Origin of the sequence: Kibdelosporangium aridum (assembly GCF_900176515.1) — a bacterium.
GTDB lineage: Bacteria > Actinomycetota > Actinomycetes > Mycobacteriales > Pseudonocardiaceae > Kibdelosporangium > Kibdelosporangium aridum.
Genome location: NZ_FWXV01000001.1, coordinates 642,584 through 666,485, shown reverse-complemented (window position 1 = coordinate 666,485; position 23,902 = coordinate 642,584). Strand labels below are relative to the sequence as shown.

The 23,902-nt window shown below is 65.7% G+C and carries 24 protein-coding genes and 1 pseudogene; 16 read left to right on the top strand and 9 right to left on the bottom strand.

Translation table 11 applies throughout. The annotated features are described in order from the left end of the window. The first annotated feature begins 167 nt into the window (after positions 1-167). The 5 genes and pseudogenes from B9C43_RS02535 (at position 168) to B9C43_RS02515 (ending at position 4,142) form a co-directional block, all read left to right on the top strand. Positions 168-704: a hypothetical protein gene (locus tag B9C43_RS02535; protein WP_051894721.1), complete on the top strand. Its 537-nt coding sequence runs from the start codon at positions 168-170 to the stop codon at positions 702-704. Between the two features lie 62 nt (positions 705-766). After that, positions 767-1,597: pseudogene (locus B9C43_RS02530) on the top strand (ABC transporter ATP-binding protein); the annotation flags it as partial. Then, positions 1,587-2,402: an ABC transporter permease gene (locus B9C43_RS02525; RefSeq protein WP_084424395.1), complete on the top strand. Its 816-nt coding sequence runs from the start codon at positions 1,587-1,589 to the stop codon at positions 2,400-2,402. The pseudogene B9C43_RS02530 and the gene B9C43_RS02525, both read left to right, overlap by 11 nt. Positions 2,403-2,415: 13 nt before the next feature. Further along, positions 2,416-3,495, top strand: coding sequence for a sensor histidine kinase (locus B9C43_RS02520; protein WP_084424394.1), 1,080 nt, complete (start codon positions 2,416-2,418; stop codon positions 3,493-3,495). Beyond that, the gene (locus tag B9C43_RS02515; RefSeq protein WP_084424393.1) at positions 3,492-4,142 is read left to right on the top strand and encodes a response regulator; all 651 of its coding nucleotides are present in this window, start codon (positions 3,492-3,494) and stop codon (positions 4,140-4,142) included. The genes B9C43_RS02520 and B9C43_RS02515 overlap by 4 nt, the downstream gene beginning before the upstream one ends. On the opposite strand, the gene B9C43_RS02510 is transcribed toward B9C43_RS02515, so the two are convergent. Further along, positions 4,135-5,256, bottom strand: a complete 1,122-nt coding sequence (locus B9C43_RS02510) for an epoxide hydrolase family protein (protein ID WP_084424392.1) — start codon at positions 5,254-5,256, stop codon at positions 4,135-4,137. The genes B9C43_RS02515 and B9C43_RS02510 overlap by 8 nt on opposite strands. A 51-nt stretch (positions 5,257-5,307) precedes the next feature. Here B9C43_RS02510 and B9C43_RS02505 point away from each other — a divergent pair, with 51 nt between their 5' ends. Continuing rightward, on the top strand, positions 5,308-6,243 hold the full coding sequence (locus B9C43_RS02505; protein WP_143446047.1) for a helix-turn-helix transcriptional regulator: 936 nt from the start codon (positions 5,308-5,310) through the stop codon (positions 6,241-6,243). Here the strand turns inward: B9C43_RS02505 and B9C43_RS02500 are convergent. Next, positions 6,222-6,662, bottom strand: a complete 441-nt coding sequence (locus tag B9C43_RS02500; protein ID WP_033379964.1) for a MarR family winged helix-turn-helix transcriptional regulator — start codon at positions 6,660-6,662, stop codon at positions 6,222-6,224. The two genes, B9C43_RS02505 and B9C43_RS02500, sit on opposite strands and share 22 nt — an antisense overlap. A 684-nt stretch (positions 6,663-7,346) precedes the next feature. Here B9C43_RS02500 and B9C43_RS02490 point away from each other — a divergent pair. Next, positions 7,347-8,297 carry an alpha/beta hydrolase gene (locus B9C43_RS02490; protein WP_084424389.1) on the top strand — a complete coding sequence of 317 codons (951 nt, stop codon included), beginning with the start codon at positions 7,347-7,349 and terminating at the stop codon, positions 8,295-8,297. On the opposite strand, the gene B9C43_RS02485 is transcribed toward B9C43_RS02490, so the two are convergent. Continuing rightward, entirely contained in the window at positions 8,298-9,527 is a 1,230-nt protein-coding gene (locus B9C43_RS02485) for an FAD-binding protein (protein WP_084424388.1), read from the bottom strand. It lies immediately after the preceding gene. Between the two features lie 15 nt (positions 9,528-9,542). Next, entirely contained in the window at positions 9,543-10,301 is a 759-nt protein-coding gene (locus B9C43_RS02480; RefSeq protein ID WP_084424387.1) for a DUF899 domain-containing protein, read from the bottom strand. Between the two features lie 155 nt (positions 10,302-10,456). On the opposite strand from B9C43_RS02480, the gene B9C43_RS02475 reads away from it, so the two are divergent. Both B9C43_RS02475 and B9C43_RS02465 read left to right on the top strand, forming a co-directional pair. Further along, positions 10,457-11,677 (top strand): glycoside hydrolase family 99 protein, encoded by a 1,221-nt coding sequence (locus B9C43_RS02475; protein WP_084424386.1) that lies wholly within the window; start codon positions 10,457-10,459, stop codon positions 11,675-11,677. Between the two features lie 971 nt (positions 11,678-12,648). Continuing rightward, on the top strand, positions 12,649-13,239 hold the full coding sequence (locus B9C43_RS02465; protein ID WP_200825404.1) for a class I SAM-dependent methyltransferase: 591 nt from the start codon (positions 12,649-12,651) through the stop codon (positions 13,237-13,239). A gap of 133 nt (positions 13,240-13,372) precedes the next feature. On the opposite strand, the gene B9C43_RS02460 is transcribed toward B9C43_RS02465, so the two are convergent. The 4 genes from B9C43_RS02460 to B9C43_RS02445 all read right to left on the bottom strand — a co-directional run bounded on the left by B9C43_RS02460 (position 13,373) and on the right by B9C43_RS02445 (position 17,657). After that, the gene (locus B9C43_RS02460; protein ID WP_084424383.1) at positions 13,373-15,835 is read right to left on the bottom strand and encodes a VIT domain-containing protein; all 2,463 of its coding nucleotides are present in this window, start codon (positions 15,833-15,835) and stop codon (positions 13,373-13,375) included. Continuing rightward, positions 15,832-16,455: a helix-turn-helix domain-containing protein gene (locus B9C43_RS02455; RefSeq protein WP_200825403.1), complete on the bottom strand. Its 624-nt coding sequence runs from the start codon at positions 16,453-16,455 to the stop codon at positions 15,832-15,834. The genes B9C43_RS02460 and B9C43_RS02455 overlap by 4 nt, the downstream gene beginning before the upstream one ends. A gap of 71 nt (positions 16,456-16,526) precedes the next feature. Then, a complete protein-coding gene (locus tag B9C43_RS02450) occupies positions 16,527-16,805 on the bottom strand; it encodes an HPr family phosphocarrier protein (RefSeq protein ID WP_033394060.1) in 279 nt (92 codons plus the stop codon). 90 nt (positions 16,806-16,895) lie between these two features. Continuing rightward, a complete protein-coding gene (locus B9C43_RS02445; protein WP_084424382.1) occupies positions 16,896-17,657 on the bottom strand; it encodes a DeoR/GlpR family DNA-binding transcription regulator in 762 nt (253 codons plus the stop codon). A gap of 127 nt (positions 17,658-17,784) precedes the next feature. On the opposite strand from B9C43_RS02445, the gene pfkB reads away from it, so the two are divergent. From pfkB to B9C43_RS02410, 7 genes are all read left to right on the top strand, one after another. Beyond that, on the top strand, positions 17,785-18,729 hold the full coding sequence (gene pfkB, locus B9C43_RS02440; protein ID WP_084424381.1) for a 1-phosphofructokinase: 945 nt from the start codon (positions 17,785-17,787) through the stop codon (positions 18,727-18,729). Positions 18,730-18,758: 29 nt separating this feature from the next. Continuing rightward, entirely contained in the window at positions 18,759-19,859 is a 1,101-nt protein-coding gene (gene mtlA / locus B9C43_RS02435) for a mannitol-specific PTS transporter subunit IIC (protein WP_084424380.1), read from the top strand. A gap of 14 nt (positions 19,860-19,873) precedes the next feature. Next, the gene (locus tag B9C43_RS02430) at positions 19,874-20,182 is read left to right on the top strand and encodes a PTS lactose transporter subunit IIB (protein WP_084424379.1); all 309 of its coding nucleotides are present in this window, start codon (positions 19,874-19,876) and stop codon (positions 20,180-20,182) included. Further along, complete coding sequence (locus B9C43_RS02425; RefSeq protein ID WP_033394067.1) at positions 20,172-20,630, top strand: PTS mannitol transporter subunit IIA; 459 nt, start codon at positions 20,172-20,174, stop codon at positions 20,628-20,630. The genes B9C43_RS02430 and B9C43_RS02425 overlap by 11 nt, the downstream gene beginning before the upstream one ends. Continuing rightward, entirely contained in the window at positions 20,630-21,670 is a 1,041-nt protein-coding gene (locus tag B9C43_RS02420; RefSeq protein WP_084424378.1) for a zinc-dependent dehydrogenase, read from the top strand. The genes B9C43_RS02425 and B9C43_RS02420 overlap by 1 nt, the downstream gene beginning before the upstream one ends. Before the next feature lie 36 nt (positions 21,671-21,706). Further along, complete coding sequence (locus B9C43_RS02415) at positions 21,707-22,453, top strand: DUF427 domain-containing protein (protein ID WP_033394069.1); 747 nt, start codon at positions 21,707-21,709, stop codon at positions 22,451-22,453. Between the two features lie 118 nt (positions 22,454-22,571). Next, positions 22,572-23,039, top strand: coding sequence for a hypothetical protein (locus B9C43_RS02410; RefSeq protein WP_084424377.1), 468 nt, complete (start codon positions 22,572-22,574; stop codon positions 23,037-23,039). Between the two features lie 37 nt (positions 23,040-23,076). Here the strand turns inward: B9C43_RS02410 and B9C43_RS02405 are convergent, their stop codons facing one another. Further along, positions 23,077-23,898, bottom strand: a complete 822-nt coding sequence (locus B9C43_RS02405) for an aldo/keto reductase (protein ID WP_143446045.1) — start codon at positions 23,896-23,898, stop codon at positions 23,077-23,079. Between the last annotated feature and the right edge of the window lie 4 nt (positions 23,899-23,902).

Here is a 23,902-nt window from a genome sequence, read left to right as displayed (position 1 = left end):
TACTGCGGTGGATGACACACAGACATATTCGCGATCCCGCTTTTGTGCGGAATCTTGGCGTGCATTTCACACGCACGGCGCGCTGCCCGGCGTACGCAGATCTGCGTACGTCAAGATCCGCACACGTGCGGACGTCTCAAGCCGCCTGCCCGGCGACGATTCCAGGCATGACAACGAACGTGCTGACCCCGCCGAGGCGCCCGGCACCGGCGAGGGCGAAACCGAGAAGGCTGGGCAAGGGTGCGCGCAAGGCGTGGCTGATCGTCCACATCGTCGCCGCGGGTGCGTGGATCGGGATGGACCTGGTGCTCGGTGTGCTGGTGTTCACCGCGATGTGGACGTCCGATCCGGCAACCGCCGCCGTCGCGTATCAGGCGCTTGAGCTGTTCGCCGTGTGGCCGTTGATCATCACCGGCGTCGTGTGCCTGGTCAGCGGGATCGTGCTTGGGCTGTTCAGCAAGTACGGGCTGGTCAAGTACTGGTGGGTGTTCGTGAAGCTGGTCATGAACATCGTGCTGGTGCTGCTTGTCATCTTCTCGCTGCGTACCGGTGTGCAGGAGGCTGCCGAGTTCGGCCGAGGAGTGGCCGCCATGCCGCCCGACAGCATGGCGTTCCCGCCGATCGTGTCCACCAGCGCGGTGATCTTCGCGACCGTCATCTCCGTCATCAAGCCGTGGGGACGGCTCAGGAAGGACAAGTCATGAACCCTGTCGAGACGACCAAGCTCGCCAAGAACTTCGGCGACACAAAAGCGGTCAAGAACGTCAGCCTGACCGTGCGGCCTGGTGAGGTCTACGGATTCCTCGGCCCGAACGGCGCGGGCAAGACGACGACACTGCGCATGCTGCTCGGCCTGATCCGGCCGACGTCGGGCAGTGTCCGGCTGCTCGGCAAGCCGCCAGGACCGGGCTATCTGGACAAGGTCGGCGCGCTGATCGAAGGACCGGCGTTCTACCCGTACCTGTCCGGCCGCAAGAACCTCGTTGTCCTGTCGGATCACGCGGGCGTCGCACGGTCCAGAGTGGACGAAGTGCTGGACGTTGTCGGCCTGTCCGGCCGTTCCGGTGACCGGTATTCGACGTACTCGCTGGGCATGAAGCAGCGCCTCGGCCTCGCCGCGGCGCTGCTCAAGAAGCCCGAACTGCTCATCCTCGACGAGCCGACCAACGGGCTTGACCCGGCCGGGATGGCCGACATGCGAGTCACCATCCGCGAGCTGGCGGCCAGCGGTTGCACGGTGTTGTTGTCCAGCCATCTGCTGGCCGAGGTCGAGCAGATCTGTGACCGCGTCGGTGTGATCACGCAAGGCGAACTGGTCGCCGAGACGACTGTTGCCGAACTGCGTGCAGGCGGGACGTTACGAGTGGTCGCGCATCCGCACGACCGCGCGCAAACCGTGCTCTCGGCACTGCTCGGAGACGAGCGAGTGCTGGGCGACAGCACGGCGTTCGACCTGGAGATCGAGGCCGACCAGGCCGCGAAGATCAACGCCGAACTGGTCGGCGCCGGAATCGCGGTCAGCGAGCTGCGCTGGCGTGAACCGGATCTGGAGCAGGCATTCCTTGAGCTGACAGGAGGTGCCCACGATGTTGACTGACATCAGGGCCGAGATCACCAAGCAGGTGCACCGGCCGGCGATCTGGCTGCTGCTGGGCATCGCGGTCATGCAGACACTCACTTTCGCTTACGTGATCCCGTATGCGGGCTTCACCGGGACGGCCACGGGACCGGTCAGCCGCGGGCTCGCCGCGATGTTGCCGGAGCAGTTCGTGGCCAGTGCGATCGGCGGGCTCCCGCTGTTCGTCGGCGCGCTCGCGTTGATCTTCGGCGTGCTCGTCGCGGGCAGTGAGTACGGCTGGGAGACGTGGAAAACCGTGCTCTCCCAACGGCCTTCACGCATCCGGGCCTATTCGGCGAAGCTGATCACGGTCGCGGCAGGCGTGTTCATGTTCGTCGTCGTGTTGCTGGCCTTCGCCGCGGCCGCGAGTGTCGTGGTCGCCGCGTTGGAGGACCAGCCGATGAACTGGCCGTCCGTCGTGGACATCCTGACCGGGTTCGGCGCGGGCTGGCTGGTCACGATGATGTGGGGCGCGCTCGGTGTGGTGCTGGGCATCGTGTTCCGGGGCGTCGCGATGCCGATCGGGCTCGGCCTGGTGTGGATGCTGGCCATCCAGAACCTGCTGTCCTCGATCGCGGCGCCGCTGCTCGGCTGGGTCGGCGACATGCAGAAGGGCCTGCCGGGGCCGAACGCGGGCGCACTGGTGGCGTCGCTGATCGGCTCGGGCCCGCCGGGAGTCGACCCGATCGTGGGCGGCGGCCAGGCAACCGTGGTCATCGTGGCCTACCTGCTGGCATTCTCCGTGGTGGGCGGTTGGCTGCTGCAGCGGCGAGACATCAAGTGAACCGGAGCGGGACATGAAGATCGGCGACATCGCGCTGGCGGTGGTCCTCGCGGCGGTCGCTGTGGTCTCGTCCGCGGCGCTGCACAACATGACCACCGTCGACAGGCCGATCGACCTGCTCGGATTCGCCTTGGCGGCCGGCACCGGACTGGTGCTGGCCGCCAGGCAGCGTTGGCCGGAAGCGACATTGGCCGCCAACGTCGCCGTGCTCACGACATACCTCTGGTTGACCTACCCGTACGGGCCGGTCATGTTCACGTTCTCGGTCGCCACGTACACCGTGGGCCGTCACCTGCCGCTGAACCGGGCCGCGACAGCCACCTTGATCGCGCTGGCGGTCGAAGTCACGCATTTGTTCGTGCACCCGGCCTCGGCAAGTGGCCTGTACGGGCTGATACCGGCGAGCGGCTTCGCGATCATCCCGCTGGCTGTGGGCGTGATGGTCCGGGTGAACCGGGAAGCCGCCGAACGCGCGAGGGCGGAAGCGATCAGGGAACGCGTTTCCGACGAACGTCTGCGGGTCGCCCAGGAGGTGCACGACGTCGTCGGCCACGGCCTCGCGGCGATCAAGATGCAGGCGGACATCGCGCTGCACCTGCTGGCCAAGAAGCCTGAGCAGGCCGAGATCGCGCTGAAGGCGATCAGCGAGACCAGCACCGGGGCGCTGGACGAACTGCGCGCCACGCTGACCGTGGTCCGCGGCCGCGCCCCAGTGCCCGGCCTGAACCTGTTGCCCGAGTTGACCGACCGGATGAGTCACGCCGGCGTGGAAGTCCGGCTCAATGTCGTTGGTACGCAACGCGCTTTGCCCGCAGCGGTAGATCTTGCCGGTTACCGGATCGTGCAGGAGTCGCTGACGAACGTGCTCAAGCACAGCCCGGTCAAGCGGGCCACGGTCAAGGTCAGCTACTCGGACGACGCCGTCGACATCGCCGTGTCCAACCCTGCCAACGGAGTGTCGGCGGGTGACGGGTTCGGCATCCCGGGGATGCGTGAGAGAGTCACCGCGTTGGGCGGGCAGTTCAGCGCCGGGCCCACCGCCGACGGCCTGTTCGAGGTGCGGGCGGCGATACCTGCGAAGGGGGACGCATGATCCGGGTGTTGATCGTCGACGACCAGGACCTGATCCGGGTCGGTCTGCGCACACTCGTGGAGAACGAGGACGGTCTTGCCTTCGCCGGTGAGGCGGCCGACGGTCTGGCGGCAGTGGCCGCGGCTTCGCAAACCAAGCCAGACGTCGTGCTGATGGACATCCGGATGCCGGGCATCGACGGTATCGAGGCCACCCGGCGGATCGTGGCGACTCCCGAACTGGCCGACACCAAGATCATCGTGCTGACCACGTTCGAGCTCGACGAGTACGTCTTCGACGCTTTGCGGTACGGCGCAAGCGGGTTCCTGCTCAAGGACACCAAACCGGACGAGCTCGTCTCGGCGATCAAGCTCGTCGCGGGCGGCGGTGCGTTGCTGTCGCCTTCGGTGACTCGCCGCGTGATCAGTGAGTTCGCTTCCGGCCCGTCGCGCACGGTCAAACCGCACCCGCAGCTGGGCACGCTGACCCAACGCGAACTGGAAATCGTCGGGCTGGTCGGCGAAGGCCTGACCAACGACGAGATCGCCGAGCGTCTCGTCGTCAGCCCTGCCACCGCCCGTACCCACGTCAGCCGCGCCATGATCAAGCTCGGCGCCCGTGACCGCGCGCAGCTCGTGGTCTTCGCATACCAGTCGGGTCTTACTTGAGCCCGGCGAAGAACTCACGGATGTCGGCCACCAGCAGCTCAGGCTCTTCGACAGCCGCGAAGTGCCCGCCGCGGTCCACGTCCGTCCACCGGACGATCGTGTGCTCGGGTTCGAGGTACCGCCGGACACCGGCGTCATGCGCGAAGACGATCATCGCGGTCGGCACGCCGGAGTTCTGCGCGACCGCGCCCCACGAGGCGTCCTGTGCGTAGCCGACATAACCCGCCGATCCAGCCGTCCCGGTGAGCCAGTAGATCATCACGTTGGTCAGCAGCCAGTCCCGGTCGATGATCTTGTCGGGGTCGGCTTCGCGGGGGTGGGTCCACTCGCGGAACTTGTCCATGATCCAGGCCAGCTGGCCGACCGGGGAATCGACCAGGCCGTACGCCAGCGTTTGCGGGCGCGTGGACTGGATCGCGATGTAGCCGAACTCCTCGCCGTGGAACGCCTGGATCCGGTTCAGCCGGTCCTGCTCCAGCGCGGTCAGCGACGCCCATTCGTCCTCGGGGATCGGGAACTGCGGGATCGCCATGGGACCGTTGAGGTGCACGCCGATCACGCGGTCGGGCGCCACACGGGCGACCTCAGGACTGACCGCCGCGCCGATGTCGCCACCCTGCACGCCGAACTTCTCGTAGCCGAGGCGGTCCATCAACGTCGCCCACGCCCATGCGATCCGGGTGGTGTCCCAACCGGAGTCGTTCGTGGGGCCCGAGAAGCCAAAGCCCGGCAACGCGGGGATGACCAGGTGGAACTGGTCGGTCAGCAGCGGGATCACGGTGAGGAACTCCGCGACCGAGCCGGGCCAGCCATGCGTGAGCAACAACGGCGTCGCGTTCTCGTTCTGGGAGCGAACGTGCATGAAGTAGATCCGCTGTCCGTCGATGGTGGTCGTGAACTGCGGGTATGCGTTCAGCTTGGCTTCGGCGTCCCGCCAGGAGTACTCGGTGCGCCAGTAGTCGACCATCTCGCGCAGCCAGCTCACAGGCACGCCGGTGTCCCAGCCGTCGCCGGGTAACGCGGCAGGCCAGATGGTGGCGTCCAGCCGGGTGCGCAGGTCGTCCAGTCGCTTCTGCGGGATGTCGATGCGGAACTCGGTGATCTCTTCACTCATGAGAACCACACTATGATCCACTTAGGGCGAGACATGTCCTAAGCTACGAACGTGCGGCTATTTCAGTTGTTGTCCCTACTTCAGACATCGCGCGACTGGAGTGGAACGGACCTCGCCTCCCGGCTCGAAGTGGACATCCGGACCGTACGCCGGGACATCGAGCGCTTGCGCGACCTTGGATATCCGGTCGTGGCCGCCCAAGGCCGAGCCGGATACCGCCTGGGCGCCGGTGCGAAACTGCCGCCGCTGCTGCTGGACGACGAAGAGGCCATCGCCGTCGCGATTGGACTGCGTACCGCGGCGAGCGGCACGATCGCGGGCATCGAGGAGAGCTCGCTGCGTGCTTTGGCCAAGCTCGAACAGGTGTTGCCGTCACGCCTTCGACATCGCGTGCAGTTGGTGCACTCGGTCACCGAGACGTTGCCGTCCCACGGTCCGACCGTGGATCCGGACACGTTGACCGCGATCGCGACGGCGTGCCGCGACCACGAGATCCTGCGGTTCGACTACTCGTCCCACGACGGCACCGCTTCGGTGCGGAAGACCGAGCCGCACCGGGTCGTCCACACCGGACGCCGGTGGTACCTGGTCGGCTGGGATGTCGATCGCGGCGACTGGCGGACCTACCGAGTCGACCGGATCCAGCCGCGCATCCCGACCGGCCCCCGGTTCACGCCAAGGGAAGTCCCCGAACTGGCCGGATACGTGTCACGTGGTGTGTCCACATCGGCCTACCGCTACCACGCCAAGATCACCCTAGGCGTGTCTGCTTCGGTTGCAGCACAACGAGTTCCCCCGACCACGGGCGTGATCGAGGCCCTGGATGACGACACTTGCCTGCTGCACACCGGGTCCAACTCCCTCGACGAGATCATCGTCTACGTCGGACTGTTCGACTTCCCGTTCACGATCGAGGAACCACCGGAGCTGATCGCCCGGGCGCGCGAACTCGCGGACCGGTTCGCTCAGGCCAGCGCTTCACGGTAGGTGTTCACCGAGTCGGCCAGCCTGTTCAGGTCCGCCCGCATCTGGGCAAGGCCCGCGTCGTCGAGACCCATGGCCTCGCCGATGACGCCTGGGATCCGCTCGGCCCGCTTACGGAGAGCGGCACCCTCCGGCGTCAGGCTGATCCCGACCGAACGCTCATCTTTTGCTTGACGGGTGCGTTTGACGTATCCGGCGTATTCGAGGCGCTTGAGCAGGGGCGAGAGGGTGCCGGAGTCGAGGTTGAGCTCGGCGCCGAGCTCCTTGACCAGCCGATGGTCCCGCTCCCACAGCGCGAGCATGACGAGGTACTGCGGGTAGGTCAGATCCATCTCTTCGAGCAGGACGCGGTAGAGCGCAGTCACCGCCCGGGACGCGGAGTAGAGCCCGAAACACACCTGGTCATCGAGACGCAACGACATCCCACCATAATGCCGCGCAACTTTGCCGCGCGCAAATTCATGCCAGGCAACTAGGTAGCGCACAACTCAATGCCACACGTCCAAGCAGGGAGCGACCCAAGCCCGCCCAACCCATCACCACACCACTCACCACTACGCCACTCATCACTGGCCCCTCATCACAACGCCACCCACCCCTGCCCCCGCCTCCACGGCCACCCACCTCCATACGCTGAACGCCACACGTTCTACAACCCCCGCCTCGGTGCGGCACTCACCTCCGCACCATCCAAAGCACAGTCCGGCCTGCCCATCTACCGAAGACAACTCGATCCATCCCAACCCGATGGCACACTCCAGCCTCACCCAACCAGCCCCACGCCACTCCCTCCCCCAACCCAACCCCCACGCCACCCACATCCCGTCCGACCCGATCCAGCGCAAGCCGGTGTTGGCCACCGCTTGGTCCGTGCTCACTGTCCAGCGGCCGAGCCATCCGTGCTCGTCCCGGAAACCTCCGGCAGCAAAATCCCCTGTCGGGTAATCCCGTGGCGTGCAACCATCTGCCGCACAACTCAAGTGGCCTTCATCTCATTGTCCACGAATCAGTTGTGCACAACTTAGTTGTGGACTAACTTTCGTGTCATCAGCTCAACCCCCCGAGATGGCTCGGACCTGAGTCACCTCGAACCCGAGGAGGAAGCAATGACCGCCAACCCGCGCAACCTGGTTCTCGAGCCGGCCGCCCAGGCGTTCGTCGAGGCAACCGCTGAGCCGCCGTACCTCTTCGAGCTGCCGCCTGCCGAGGGGCGGGCCGCCGTCGACGGTGTTCAGGACGGTCCGGTGGACATGCCGCCTGCCGACATCGAGACTTTGCACGACGTTCCCGGCGTTCCCGAGGTTCGGATCGTGCGGCCGCAAGGCGTGACCGGCCCGCTTCCGGTGATCGTGTACATCCATGGCGCCGGGTGGGTTTTCGGCAACTTCCACACCCACGAGCGTTTGGTTCGCGAACTCGCTGCCGGCACCGGCGCCGCCGTGGTCTTCCCCGAGTACGACCGGTCACCGGAGGTGCGCTACCCGGTCGCGATCGAGCAGAACTACGCGGCCGCGAAATGGGTTGCCGAGCACGGCGCCGAGAAGAACTTGGACACCACTCGGATCGCGATCGCCGGCGACTCGGTCGGCGGGAACATGACCGCCGCGTTGACCTTGATGGCCAAGCAGCGCGGGGACGTGACCTTCAAGCAGCAGGTGCTGTTCTACCCGGTCACCGACGCCAACTTCGACACCGGCTCGTACACCGAGTTCGCCGAGGGTTACTTCCTGCGCCGCGACGGCATGCAGTGGTTCTGGGACCAGTACACGACCGACCCGGCACAGCGCGCGGAGATCACCGCGTCGCCGCTGCGCGCCACGCTGGAGCAGCTCGCCGACCTGCCGCCCGCGCTGGTGATCACGGGTGAGGCCGACGTGCTGCGTGACGAGGGCGAGGCCTACGCGGCCAAGCTGCGTGAGGCGGGCGTGCCGGTGACCGCGGTCCGGTACCAGGGCATCGTCCACGACTTCGTGATGGTCAACGCCCTGCGCGAGACCCACGCTGCCGAAGCAGCGATCAACCAGGCGATCGCCGTCCTGCGCAAGGCGCTGAGCTGATTACCTTGGACTGAGTATCTCGGCGACGAACTCGTTGCGGAATTTGCCCGCCGGGTCCAGTCGCCGAGCCAGATCGTCGAAGTCCTGCAGCCGCTCGTAGCGCGACTGCAGGACTTCCGGTGCGATGTCGAAGATCTTCGCCCAGTGCGGCCGTGCGTCGAATTCCGCCAGTCGTTCGCTCACCATGGAGATCACCGGCATGACCACGGTGCCGTCCGCGATCCACGTGAAGTGGATGCTGACCGTGTCGCGCTGGTAGTACGGGCTCAGCCAGAGCTGATCCGCTTTGATGGCACGGATTTCGCTGATCTGCAGCACCGGGTGGATGTGCTCGCGGATCTCGTTGATCGCCTGTAGGGCAGCCACGGCGTCGTTGCGCGCGACCATGAACTCGGTCTGCAGCTCCTCGCCCGCACTCGGCGTGAACTCCGGGCGGAAGTGCGGCAGACGTTCGAAGAAGCGTCCCGGAACCCCCAGCTGTTGCGTGCAATTCTCTGTCGCCATACCAGGAATCGGGTGGCGTGGGCCATCGGCTGGCGTCGTGCCGTCGGGGATGAACTCCGGGTCTTGCGTACGCTGCTTCACCCAGACCTGGTTGATCGTGTCGCCTGACCAGTCGGTGAACAAGCTGACGCTGTAGGCGCCGTCGAGCACGCCCAGGATGTCCGCGGCAAGCGGGAGTCCCTCGTGGACGTACTGCCGGATTTCGAAGGCGGGCACCAGATCCAAAGTCACGCTGGTGACAACGCCGAGCGCACCAAGGTTGACCACGGCGCCATCGAAGTCGTCATCACCGCGGTTGAGGGTGACGCTCGAACCGTCGGCGGTGACGATCTCCAATCCGGCAACGGAAGTGGACAGACTTCCGTTGCCGGATCCCGATCCGTGTGTCGCGGTGGCGATCGCACCGGCGACCGAGATGTGCGGCAGCGAGGCGAGGTTGGGCAGCGCGAACCCCTTTTTGTCCAAGTCTTCGACGAACTGCGAGTACCGCAGGTCGGCCGAGACCTTGACGCTGGGAGCGCCGGTGTCGAACTCGACGAATTTCGGCATCCGCGCCAGTGAGACGAGCTCACCCCCAGTGTTCGCGAGCTCGTTGAACGAATGCCTCGTACCCAATGCCCTGATCTGCCGTGATTTCGCGATCGTCGACCGCAGATCGGCAAGGGTGGCCGGGTGATGGATCTCGGTAGCGCGGTACGTGACGTTGCCTGCCCAGTTCTTCTCCACCCGGCCAGTCTGTCATCAGTATTCGTCGCGGTACTTCATCTCCGGGCTGCCTGCCTGCACACCGAGGCCCATTGACCTGCCCTTCGGCTCTTCCCAATCTTCCTGACGGCCCAGTGCGGTGATGTCGAGGATGGCCGTGGTGCTCGTGAGCAGCTCGACGCCGCGGCCGTACGAGGAGTACGTGTGGAAAACCCGGTCGCCGTCTCGCAGGAACGTGCTCATCCCTGGCAGCTCGAACGGCTGGTCGCCCTGGACGTAGTAGCCCGTACCGCTGTTGATGTGCTCTTGCTTCGACCGGTAGTTGTAGACGATCGGTTTGACCGACTCGTCGTGCGTGACGTTGAAGTCGTAGTTGAAATCGCTGCCGTAGGAGGAGTACCAGGGCACGTTCCAGCCCATCCGTGCCTTGAACTTGGTGATCTTGTCGATCGGCGCGCGGGAGATGGCGGCGAATGTCGTGCCACGGACGTTCAGGTGCGTGAGGTGCCCGATGTCGTCGAGGAAACTCGAGCAGCTCTTGCAGCCCGCGTCCCACGCCGGGTCGAACATGAAGTGGTAGACGACCAGCTGAGGCCGTCCTTCGAAGATGTCGAGCAGGCTGGCCTTGCCGTCGGGGCCTTCGAACACGTAGTCCTTGTCGATCTCGACCATCGGCAGCCTGCGGCGGTCGGCGTTCAGCTCGTCCCGTGCCTTGGTCGCCGCCTTCTCCTTGACCAGCAACTCCTGCCGGGCGGCCAGCCACTCGTCCCGGGACACGACCTGAGGAAGACTCATGTTTTGCTCCTTTCTCGTCCGTGTAGACCCTCGCCGCGCGCAAAACTCATCGCCTCCCCATAAAGATTTTCTCTGGGCTTTAGCCGTTGTCGGCGAATGACGGTGATTCGTAGAGTGGCGAAACCCTGCACCCCTCAACGATGAGGAAAGTCCACATGGGACTCACACGTCGATCCTTCCTTGCCTTGACAGGCACATCCCTGCTGATAACGCCCAGACCTGCACTGGCGGCGAGCCCACCGGGAGACGTGGTCGGCAAGATCACCGTCGGCTACCAAGGCTGGTTCGCCTGCGCCGGTGACGGCGCGCCGATCAACGGCTGGTGGCACTGGAGCCACAACTGGGGACAACCGCCATCGCTGAGCAACAATGTCATCAAGGCGTGGCCAGACATGCGCGAATACACCCGCACGTACCAGACGGCCTACCCGGCATTGAACAACGGTCAGCCCGCCACGCTGTTCTCGTCCTACGATCAGAGCACAGTGGACATCCACTTCCGATGGATGCAGCAGTACGGCTGCGACACCGCGGCATTACAGAGGTTCAACCCCGTCGGCGGCGAAGGCCCAACCCGTGATGCCATGGCCACCAAGGTGCGAACGGCCGCCGAAGCGACCGGCCGCAAGTTCTACATCATGTACGACGTCACCAACTGGACGGACATGCAGTCCCAGATCAAGACGGACTGGTCGTCGAAGATGTCCGCGTTGACGTCGTCAAGCGCCTACGCCCGCCAGAACGGCAAACCGGTCGTCGGCATCTGGGGCTTCGGCTTCAACGACAGCGGCCGCCCATGGGGACCGGGGCCGTGCCTTGACGTGATCAACTGGTTCAAAGGCCAGAACTGCTATGTCATGGGCGGCGTGCCGACGTGGTGGCGAACCGGCACAGGCGATTCCCGGCCGGGCTTCCTTGACGTCTATCGCGCGTTCAACATGATCTCGCCGTGGATGGTCGGGCGTATCGGAAACATGGGCGACTCGGACCGCCTGTACAACGAAGTGACAGTGCCTGACCAGAACTACTGCAATGCCAACGGCATCGACTACCAGCCATGCGTTCTGCCCGGTGATGTCGCCGAACGCCAACGCGCCCACGGAGACCTGATGTGGCGGCAGTTCTACAACGTGGTTCGCGCGGGCGCCCAAGGCATCTACATCTCGATGTTCGACGAGTACAACGAAGGCAACCAGATCGCGAAGACCGCGGAGAACGCCTCGATGGTCCCGTCCGGCTCGGGCCTGTGGGCTCTGGATGAGGACGGCACGCCGTGCTCTTCGGACTACTACCTGCGGCTTACCGCGGACGGCGGCCGGATGTTGAAGGGACAGTTGGGTTTGACGCCGACGCGGCCGACCCGCCCCGTCCTCTGACGACCAGCGCCCCGAACAGCATGTGATCGAGGTACTGCGGAATGCGCGGCAAATCCCTGATCGCGGGATAGCGCCGGCCGATGATCTCCAGGTCGAGGATGGCGATCATCAGGCCGGCCACCGCACCGCCGATCGGCCCAAGTCCGCGCCTCGGATCCGTGACACCGCCAGCAAACCCCAGCCCGCGCTTCGGGTCCGCCGCACCGCCAGCCACGCCCGATCGACGCACCCGAGCCGTCCCTCCCGCAACCACCCCGAACCGACGCCGTTGACCGGACATGCCAGCGCGTCCCCGGTCCACGGCGTCGATCACGGCGGCCCAGAACACAGATATCCCCAGGTGAACGGCTGCGCCAGCCAGAATTGTCAGACCCTCCTGATAACGTGAAATCAAGGGATTCCCCCGGGCGGATTTCTCTCGCGATGGAGCATGGCCCGATGGATCCGCGGTCGATTCGCTAGGCCCTCGTGAACCAGGCGATCTGCGGGAACCCGAAACTGTCGGACCCCACTGATAACGTGAAAACAAGGGGTTCCCCCGGGGGAATTCCTGGTGCGGTGGAGGGTGCGCGGGGGCGTTTTTCCTGCTTGGCAGGAGTGTTGCGGCGGCGCGGGTTGCTGCCAGGGGGTCGCGGCCGGTCAGCAGTGCGTGCAGGGTGGATGGCGCGCCGCTCAGCGCGGCGGCGATGAAGACGCGGGATGGCCATCGCACATGTCCAAGCATCGCATGACTACGCCCCAGGATGATCTCGTCTTGTTGGCTGGAGTGTCTGCGGGATCAAAGCTGTGGGTCGCCAACGGCAGTAGGATCGCAATCAGCGCAGACGCGTTGTCACTCAAGTGCTGCACAGTGGCTAATGGGGGAATTGATGAAGCTGCATGAAGGCTGGGATGAACACGCCCAGGATTGGATCAAGTGGTCTCGCGCGCCAGGCCACGATTCGTACTGGCAATACCATCGAGCAGCGTTTTTGCCTCTCGTTCCGCCGCCGGGCAAGCTGACCGTCGACGTCGGTTGCGGTGAGGGGCGCGTCACCCGTGACCTGCAAGAACTCGGTCATCGAGTGGTGGGAGTGGACCGTTCTCTGACGATGGCTCGGGCGGCGGGCGAGCAGTCGCACGCCGTCGTGGCTGACGCGACGGCGCTTCCCTTCGCTACCGGTAGCGCCGATTGCGTGGTCGCGTTCATGAGCTTGCACGACATCGATCCGATGCGGGAAACCGTTCGGGAGATCGCCCGGGTTCTGGCTCCCGGCGGGCATTTGGTGCTGGCGATCGTGCACCCGATCAACACGGCGGGTGGGTTCGTCGAAGGGGACGAAGTGGACCGGCCGTACGTTATCGAAAAGCCCTACTACGAGCATCGGCAAGAGGTCTTCGTCATCGACAAGGACGGCCTCACCATGACGTTCCACAACGCACATCGGCCGCTGCAGGAGTACACCGAAGCGCTGACGGACGCCGGATTCGCCATCACAAGGTTGCGTGAGCCGACCAACCCGGACCCCACGACCGCGTGGAACCGCATGCCGTTGTTCCTCAACATGGTTGCAAGGCGCTGACGTCACGTGCACTTCATCGCGAGGTTGACCGAAGCCTCGGACAAGCACGCGGCGGACCCGAATTCGCGGTGCCACGGCGCGCCCCGGATTCCCGGTGTTATCTGGGAATCCGGGGCGTCGGCGGATCAGCCGCTCATCGCTTCCAGAAGGACTTTCGCTTACCTCCCAGCGACTCCAGGGTTGTGATGGTGCTGTTCCAGCGGTTGGCGATGTCCGCGTCGGACGTCACTGGGGTTTCGAGGGTGGTGGCGAGGGCCGCGAGGGTAGCGATGGAGTTGGCTGGTTCGTTCGCTGCTTGCCAGGCTGGGACGCGGATGCGGATCGCTGAGGCAAGGGTGGCCAGCAGACCAGCTTTGGTCGCGGTCGGCTCGTTCCCCGCTGCGCGGAGAGCCTTCAGTTGCTCGGCGACGAAGTCGGCCAAGGTTGTGGGCGTGGGACCAACGGGATCCTCGAACGACTGGGCGCCGCCGCGGCCGCGCTTGCGGGCGGGTGGGGGTGCGCCGAAGAAGCCACCCGGTGCGCCTCCTGGGGCTGCACCTTGGTTTGTGTCGGCGCTGCCGTAGCCGGAAGTTGGGGTCAGGCCTGGACGGCCGCTCAGGTTGACGGCGCCACCTGGTGCGGCGGGAGGCCCACCCTGGTAACCGTCAAAGGCGGGGCTTTGTGGAGCGAACGCGGCTGCCGCGTACGCCCTCGGTGCCGCTGCCATGGGTGCACCGGCTGCTGGGACGGGGGCGTGCATTTCCCAGCCACTTGGCAGGTCGACGGGTTGGGTGACCTTGTGGGTCTTGCCGCCCTCGTTCACCACTCGCTGGTCGACCGCGACGAACGCCGTGAAGCGGGAGAGCACTCCGAACTTCAGTGATGTGTCGATGATCTGGGTTTCCAGCGGTGTTTGGTCGCCGAAGCCGGCTACGTACTGGTCTTCAAGGTCACGGATCCGTGCCCTGGCCCAGAGCGCCCCGAGGCTTGGGTTGTCGCTCGGAGTCGCGGTGACTTCGGCGGTCCAGTTGTCGGCGCTGGTGACAGTGACCGATCCGGTAGGTGTGCCGGTGAAGCGGCCGGTGACCACCACTGGGACGCCCTCGAACAGGTCGGGAATCGGGCTCGGTGCGACCGAGTCCTCCTCCACCGCAAGCCCCGACGAAGAGAGGCTCAGGCCAACCGCCACGGGTGCGCCGATGCGTCGGTGGATGTTCTGCATCGCGTCGTCCAGCCGGTCCTCCGACTCCACCAGCTCGTACCGGCCGGACGACCCGGCCAGGCGCTGCAGGAACGCCTCGTTGACCGCACGGTCGATGCCGACGGTGTGCACGCGGACGCCCGACAACGCCTGCGACAGTTCGCGCAGTAACTGGTCTTCATTGCCGATTTGGCCGTCAGTCACCAGGACCAGTACTCGGTCACGGTCTGGCGACTCGCTCAGCAGCGATGTGGCGCGGCGCAGCGGCAGCAGCATCTCGGTGCCGCCGCGAGCATCCAAGCCGGACAGGAACTCCACGGCACCGAAGCGGTTGCGGTCATTGGCTTCCGCGAACGACGACGACAACGTCGGCGGCGTGACGACCTCGTGGTCGAACGCCAGCACAGCGAATCTGTCGGCCGAGCCGAGGGTGTCCACGATCCGTGCGGCCGCTCGCCGGGCTGCGACCATCTTCCAGCCGCCCATTGAGCCCGAGCGGTCCAGGACCAACACGACATCTCGAGGACGCCCGAGGGCATTGGTCGACGGCGGCAGAACGGTCAACGCGAAGGTGCCGCCAGAGTCGTCCTCTGGCACGACGGCAAGCGACGTGCTGATCGCGTCGGCGCCGTAGCGGAGGCGCAGGATGAAGTCACGGTCGGCGCGCTCCCCCGGATCGAGCCGGACCTGGGTCCCCCGTGGCGCGTCCGAAGTGGCCAGCGCGTGCAGACTGGATGAAATTCCCTGCAGCGGCAAGGAACCCGGGTCGATGTCGACGACCACCGACAGCTGGACCGGATTCGGGAACCCGGGCAGGAGCACCGGCGGGCTGATCCGGGACGCGTCCGGGACGGCGTCCGTGTCACGGGCGACACCGTCGCCGACCTGCTCGCCAGCCAATGCCGCGCCAGGGATGTAGCGCGGCGCGACGACCAACGGGAACCGGAAGGTCGCCTCGTTGTCCTCATAGGACAGATGACTCGCCAGGGTGAGGTGCACGCTGACGCGCTCGCCGGGCATGATGTTGCCGACGCGCATGGTGAAGACGCCGGGCCGTTCCTCTTCGGCGATCGACGCGCGTTTCCCCTCCGCGATGGCCTGGTCGTAGCTCTCTCGAGCGGCGCCGCGTTCCTTGAGCACGCCCTCAACCACTCGCCCGTCGGCCTCCATGCGCAGCGCGGTGACCGCGGCACGTGGCGGTAACGGGAAGATGTATGTGGCTTCGAGCGGTTCCTCGTACGGATTGTGGAAGCCTTGGGTGACTTCGATGCTGGTCGCCAGGCCGGTGATTGCCGCGCGGACGTCGATCAACTCCAGCGGCAGATTGCCGCGCGACGTGTGCAGGCAGCCCAGCCCGTCGTCCTCCGTCGGCCGACCAGGTGCCTCAGTGTCGATCAGGTCGACGTGCGTGCTCATGCTTCTTCCCCTCCAGTGGTCGGCGCCAGGCCGAGCCGGCCGAGCACTTCGAGCAACGGTGCGGCGGCTGCCTCGATGGCCGCGAGTTCGTCCGCGTTCGGCGCACGATCCGCAGCATCCAGTACGACCGTGACACTGTCAGCCAGACGGACTCCATGGATCGCCTTCGTTACAGTGTCGCCGCTTCTTGCAGTGTCGTTGCGGGCCTCAACTGCATCGGTAGGCACCGTAGGACGGTCGTGCGCGTGCCCTTTCCAGAACTGCGCGGACGTCCCGATCTCGACCTGCGGTCGCACGATGTCCACGTGCGCCACACCGGCCAGCTCCGCCAGCCGTTCGTCGGTCGCCCCGAGCAGCAACTCCTGGATCTTCGCCAGCGTGTTGCCCGTGGCCTGCAGTTTCTTGACCGCGACGATTTGTAAAAGCTGACGGCGCCCGTACAGCACCGTCCGCCCACGTGTCGCCGCCGGTCGGTCAACCAGACCGATCGTGGTGTACCACCGGATCGTTCGACGGTCGGGCAACTCCCGGACCCGGCCGTTGCTCTGGCCGTTGTAGTCCTCGGCCAGCAGCTCGGCAACCCGATCCGGGAGCTGTTCGATCGTCCACAGCTCGCTCACACTGCAATACTGTCACTCTTTACTGACACTGTCAATGTTGCAGTGTCAGTAATCCACAGGAGCGGAAGGGGTCAGGTCGCCGGCGTCGCGTCGAGGTCCTGTGACAGCAGCTCGGCCAACTCCTCCAGCGCCGCCTCGGCACCGTCGCCTTCCGCGGACAGTTCGACTTCTTCCTCGAACTTCACGCCCAGTGCCATCACGGCCAGAATGCTCGACGCCACAACGCCTTTCTCGCCGGGCCTGCCGATCAGCACCGGCACCGGCTGACGGGCGGCGGCTTGGGCGAACAGGCCCGCGGGACGAGCGTGCAGCCCCACAGTGGACGCGATCTTCACTCGCTTGGTCGCCATGGTTCTCCTCCGTCGCAGAGAAGCTCACGGTAACCACGGCCGATGTGGTTGAGCAAGGGTTTCATGTTGATTTAGTTTGTTTTACGTGGTTCAAACTTGGACTACGCGGGGTCCCACGGCAGAGATCTCATCGGCAACGGCGTCGTCGATCCCGGTATCGGTGATAAAGGTGTCGATGTCGCCGAGATCGGCGAAGCGCGAGAAGTGGTCGTTGCCGACCTTCGTGTGGTCGGCCAGCAGTACACATCGACGTCCGCTCGCGATCGCGGCCTTCTTGACCATCGCCTCCGCGGGATCCGGCGTGGTCAGGCCCCGGTCGACCGAAACCCCGTTCGTGGCGATGAACACGACCTCGACGAACGTGTCCCGAAGCGCCTGCAAAGCCCAAGCGTCCACAGAAGCCAAGGTCCGGCTGCGCAACCGGCCACCGACAAGCATCACTGTCACATTCGGACGCGTGATCAATGACAGTGCGATGTTCACCGAATGCGTGACCACGGTCAACTCACGGTCCACAGGCAACGCATCAGCCATCCGCGCGGTCGTCGTGCCTGCGTCCAGGAGAATCGTCCCGGACTCCGGCAACTCGGCCAGAGCGGCCTTGGCGATCCGGTCCTTCTCCTCGGTCATCACGGTCTCGCGTACCGACAACGCGGGCTCGAAGCCGAGCCGCTCCACCGGTATCGCGCCGCCGTGCACGCGGCGCAGCACACCGTGCCGTTCCAAGACGGTCAGGTCACGACGGATCGTCTCGGTGGTGACGTCGAACTCCTCAGCCAGCGCGGCGACGTCGACGCGTCCCTTCGCCCTGGCCCTCTCGAGGATCACTTGCTGCCGTTCCTCCGCGTACATGGTGTGACTTTATGTTGATTTATGCGCGCCAGCAACACCTAGGTCTTGCAAACCCACATGAACACATGCACAATCACTTAAATCCACGTTGGGTGTGCGTTGAACCACATGGGAGGTGGCAACGAGCGTGATCGTCACGGTGACGGCGAACCCGAGCATCGACCGGACGGTCGAGGTGGGCGCGCTCGTGCGAGGCGGACTGCACCGGGCCACCGGTGTGCACGTCCAGCCGGGCGGCAAGGGGATCAACGTCGCCAGGGCGTTGGTGTGCAACGGGATCAAGGCCCGCGCGGTCGTTCCAGCGGGCGGTGCCGAAGGCGAGCAGCTGATCAGCCTGCTCAGCGACTACAGCATCGACGTCGTACGGGTGCCCACGCTGGGCCCGGTACGGATGAACGTCAGCGTGATCGAGCCGGACGCGACCGTGACCAAGCTGAACGAGCCAGGCGCACGGCTGAGCGAAGACGAGACCGCGGCACTGGCCGACGCGATCATCAACGCCTCCCACAAGGCGTCCAACGTCGTACTGGCAGGCAGTCTCCCGCCAGGCGTGCGTGACGACTTCTACGCCGGACTGATCACCCGCCTTGCCGACGAGGACATCCCGGTCGTCGTCGACACCAGCGGCCCGGCCCTGCGCGCAGCCCTCGCGTCAGGCCCAACGTTGATCAAGCCGAACCGCCACGAGCTCGAAGAGGCCGTCGACCGTCCGTTGTCGACGTTCGGCGACGTCATCGAGGCCGCGCAAGAACTGCGGTCCCTTGGCGCGCAAGCAGTTTTGGCCAGTCTTGGCCAAGACGGAGCCGTGCTTGTCGACGGTACGGGAACATGGCACGCCGAAGCGCCGGTCGTGCTCGCCCGAAGCTCGGTGGGGGCCGGTGACGCGATGCTCGCCGGTTTCCTCGCCGGAGGAGGAAAGGGACGCCAGGCACTGGTGTCCGCAGTGGCGTGGGGCGCGGCAGCGGTGTCGCTGCCGGGCAGCACCATGCCGAGGCCGGACGACCTCCGGCCGCACCTCGTCGAGGTGCACCCACGGATCACAGCAGGCCGGGAACTACGCGGGGACAACTGAAAGCACCACCAGTACAGGAAGTGTCGACGATGACAAAGACTGAAGACGCGCCATCGCGAGCGCACCAGTTGCGGGCCTCGGTGCAACGCTTCGGCGGCCACCTCGCCGGCATGGTGATGCCCAATATCGGCGCATTCATCGCCTGGGGCCTGATCACCGCGCTGTTCATCCCGTCGGGCTGGTTGCCGAACGAGCAGCTGGCCGAACTCGTCGATCCGATGGTCAAGCTGCTGCTGCCGGTCCTGATCGGTTACACAGGCGGCCGGTTGGTACACGGGCAGCGTGGTGCCGTGGTCGGCGCCGTGGCGACCGTCGGTATCGCGGTCGGTGCCGACGTGCCGATGTTCCTCGGCGCCATGCTGATCGGTCCGCTCGCGGCGTTCCTGCTGAAGCTGTGGGACAACTCGGTCGGCGAGAAGGTCGGCCCCGGTTTCAAGATGCTGGTCGACAACTTCAGCGCGGGCATCATCGGCGGTGCCATGGCCGTGCTGGGTTCGCTGGCAATCGGGCCGGTCGTCGAGGCAATCACCAAGGCGCTGGGCAACGGAGTGCAGTTCCTGCTGGACGCGCACCTGCTGCCGCTGGTGTCGGTGATCGTCGAGCCCGCGAAGGTGTTGTTCCTCAACAACGCCATCAACCACGGTGTACTGTCCCCGCTGGGTGTCACGCACTCGGCGGAGACCGGCAAGGCCATTGAGTTTCTGATCGAACCCAACCCGGGCCCCGGTCTCGGCATCCTGGTCGCGCTGGCACTGTTCGGTGCACGGGCGGCACGGGCGACAGCACCCGGCGCGATCGTGATCCAGTTCCTCGGCGGGATCCACGAGATCTACTTCCCCTACATCCTCGCGGCGCCGCGGCTGATCCTGGCCGCCATCGCGGGTGGTGCGTCCGGCGTGCTCGTCTTCAGCATCTTCGGCGCGGGCCTGACCGCCACACCTTCGCCCGGCAGTATCTTCGCGGTACTCGCCGTGACCCCCAAGGGCGGTTGGCTCGGCGTGCTCGCCGGTGTGGTGATCTCCGCGGCGGTGTCGTTCATCATCGCGTCGCTGTTGCTGAAGTTCGGCAGGGACGCGCGGAAGGCCGAACGTGAGCAGGAAGTCGCCAACGGCGGGACTGTCAAGTCCTGAAAGGAAAGCCTGACATGAGCAGCATCGAAGGGTCCGCGATCAAGAAGGTCGTCATCGCCTGCGACGCCGGGATGGGCAGCAGCGTGATGGTCGCGTCCCAGCTGGCCAAGCGGCTCAAGCCGTACAAGGTCTCGGTCACCCACACGCCGGTCAACGACATCCCGCAGGACGCGGATCTCGTGCTGTGCCAGACGACGCTGCTGGCCAGGGCCCGCAAGACCACGGGAGAAACGGTGGTACTCGGGTTCCAGAGCTTCCTCGGCGACCCGGTGTTCGACAAGGTCGAGGCCGCGATACGGGACGGTGGGTCACTTGCCGACTGAGCGGACCTCGCTGCTCACGGCCGAAGGCATCCTCCTCGGCCGCACCGCGAAGGATCGGGCGGACGCGATCGACCAGTGCGGTCGCGCCCTGCTCGAGCTCGGTGCGGTCGAGGCGGAGTACCTGCCGGCGATGCACGAACGTGAGGAGTCGTTGTCGACCTTCATCGGTGAAGGCGTCGCGATCCCCCACGGCACGGACCAGGCACGTCAGTACGTGAAACGCACGACGCTCGTGGTCCTGCAGTTCCCCGATGGCGTGGAGTGGGGCCCCGGCAACACGGTCCAGCTGTGCGTCGGCATCGCGGCGAACGGATCCGAGCAGGTCGGGATCCTCTCCGCGCTGGCCCAGGTGCTGATGGACAGCGAGAAGGCCGCCAAGTTGCGGCAGGCGGCCGACGCCGGGACGGTGCTGGACCTGCTGCAGTCGATCGACGAGGAGAAGGACTAGTGAAGGTCGCGCGCTTCTACGCGCCAGGGGACATCCGCATCGAGGAGGCGCCCGAGCCGTCGGCGGGACCCGACGAGCTCAAGCTGAAGGTGCACAACTGTTCCACGTGCGGGACGGACCTGAAGATCTTCCGGCACGGGCACCACCACATCGACCCGCCCCGGGTGATCGGCCACGAGATCGCGGGCGAGGTCGTCGAGGTCGGCTCGAACGTCGACGGCTGGCAGGCCGGTGACCGCGTCCAGGTCATCGCCGCGATTCCGTGTGGCGAGTGCCCGGACTGCAAGCGCGGCTGGATGACGATCTGCCCCAACCAGCGGTCAATGGGCTACCACTACGACGGTGGCTTCGCCGAGTACATGATCGTGCCGCACGCGGTGCTCAAAGTGGACGGCGTTAACCGGATCCCGGAGTCGCTGTCGTATGCGGAAGCCTCGGTGGCGGAACCCTTCGCGTGTGTCCTCAACGGACAGGAACTGGCTCGCGTCGGCGAAGGCGACACCGTCGTCGTGGTCGGCGCCGGGCCGATCGGCTGCCTGCACGTGCGGCTCGCCCGAGCGCGTGGCGCGGAGGCCGTGTACCTCGTCGAGTTGTCACGTCAACGCTTGGAGATGGCGGCTGCGCTGGTCAAGCCGGACGCGGCGATCTGCTCGGCGGACGTCGACCCGATCGAGGAAGTGCTGCGACTGACCGACGGACGTGGCGTCGACGTGGTGATCACGGCCGCAGCCGCGGGCAAGGCACAGGAAGACGGCCTGAAGATGGCCGCGAGGCGCGGCCGGATCAGCTTCTTCGGCGGCCTGCCCAAGGACAACCCGATCATCGCCTGCGATTCCAACCTCGTGCACTACCGCGAGCTGACGATCGTCGGCGCCAACGGCTCGAGCCCGGACCACAACAAACGTGCGCTCGAACTGATCGCGTCCGGCGCGGTGCCGGTCGACGACCTGATCACGCACCGGATGCCGCTGGACGGCGTGCTCGACGCGATCCACACGGTGAGCACCGGCGAGGCCATCAAGGTGACAATCGAGCCGTAACGGAATCTCCCGGCGGCCACCGGGGTTGACCTGGACATGCAAGCTCGTGGACGAGTCAAGATCGAACCGGGCACCAGGCGTGTCCGGGTCTACCTCGGTGGTGCACTGGTCGCGGACACGCTGGCGCCGGTGTACGTATGGGAAGTTCCCTACTATCCCGCCTACTACATCCCGCGCGCCGACGTGAAGGTCGAGCTGATCGCCTCGGGCAACACCGACCACTCCCCCTCACGCGGCGAAGCGACCTTGTACACCGTCAAGTCAGGTGACAAGGAGGCGGTGGACGCGGCCCGGATCTACCACGACTCTCCTTTGGAAGAGCTGCGTGACCTGGTCCGGTTCGATTTCGCCGCGATGGACGCGTGGTTCGAGGAGGACGAGGAGATCTACGTCCACCCACGCAGTCCCTACACGCGGGTCGACGTCTTGGGCAGCTCACGGCACGTCCGCGTGGAGATCGACGGTGTGACCGTCGCCGAGTCGGCCAACGCGCGGCTGCTGTTCGAAACCGGCCTGCCGACCAGGTACTACCTGCCGAAAACCGCGGTCCGGATGGATCTTCTCGAGCCGAGTTCCACCCATACGGCGTGCCCGTACAAGGGTGAAGCGTCGTACTACTCGGTGCGTGTCGGGGACAAGCTGCACGAGGACGTCGTGTGGTACTACGACACTCCCCTGCCGGAGAGCCAGAAGGTCGCCGGCTTGGTGGCGTTCTACAACGAGAAAGTCGACACCTTTGTGGACGGAGTGCTCCAGCCGAGGCCGAAAACTCACTTCTCGTGACCGGCGGTGAGTCCCTTTTGGCCTAACCACCCGGTGGTGGGCTGAACTCCACTGTGGACGTGACCACTTCCTTCTAGCGTTCTGCCTCGGGAGCGCACCGGGAGGAAGAAGGTCTTTCATGGGTGACATGTCACGCCGGGCCGCACTGTTGGGTGTGCCCGCCGCAGCGGCGGGAACCGTCGCGGTGAGCGCGTCTGGCACAACAGAGCTCTCGTTCACCGCGACCCGTTCGAAGAACACACTCCCGCTCAGCCCACCGCTGGGCGCGCCGTTCATCATCTACCTGGCGTTGCGTAATCCCACCGGCCAGGCGATCGGCGACGGGTCGCTGACGGCCATGGTGGTCGACCTGATCCCGGACGTCCCGCCGAAGATCGTCATCCAGTTGAAGGTGATCTTCCGGTTGGCCGACGGGGAGATCCACGCGAGTGGCATGCAGATCCGGCAGGTTCCCGAGCCGGGCAAGCTGCACCAGTTGGCGATCACCGGTGGCACACGGGCTTACAGCTCAGCGCGTGGCGAGGGCACCGTCGAACACGTGACGGCGGATGTCTCGGCGGTGACGCTCAAGGTGGTGACGGACTGACTGGCAGGGCGGCACGTTTTCGTGCCGCCCTCGCATGTCAGCCGAACTGGTCGGGGTGCGGGCCGGTGCGCTCGTTCTTGTCCAGTGTGGACAGCTCGGCCATCTCGGCGCCCGCCAGCTCGAAGTCGAACAGCTCCAGGTTCTCCTTGATCCGCTGGGGTGTCACCGACTTCGGGATGATCACGTTGCCCAGCTGCAGGTGCCAGCGCAGCACGACCTGGGCGGGTGTCCGGCCGACCTTCTTGGAGATCGCCACGACCGTCGGGTGCGTCAGCAGGTCGCCGCCCTTGGCCAGCGGGCTCCACGCCTCGGTGGCGATCCCCAGCTTGGTGTGCACCTCGCGGAGCTCGTTCTGCTGGAGGTACGGGTGCAGCTCGATCTGGTTGACCGCGGGAACGCGCCCGGTCTCGTTGATGATGTGCTCGAGGTGGGAGGGCTGGAAGTTCGACACACCGATGGCGCTGACGCGGCCTTCGTCGGCCAGCCTGATCAGGGCTTTCCAGCTGTCGACGTAGCGGTTCTGCTTCGGCGCCGGCCAGTGGATCAAGTAGAGGTCCAGGTAGTCCACGCCGAGCAGGGACATGCTCTTGTCGAATGCGCGCAGCGTCTCGTCGTAGCCCTGGTCGGCGTTCCACAGTTTGGTGGTGATGAACAATTGTTCCCGTGGGAGTCCAGCAATCGCCTTGCCGACGCCTTCCTCGTTGCCGTAGGCGGCGGCAGTGTCGATGCTGCGATATCCGGCGTCGAGTGCCGCGGTGACGGCGTCGAACGTCTCCGCTTCGGGTACCTGGAACACGCCGAAGCCGACCTGCGGCATGGCCACGCCGTTGTTGAGCTTGATGGTTGGGATGTCCGGCACGATG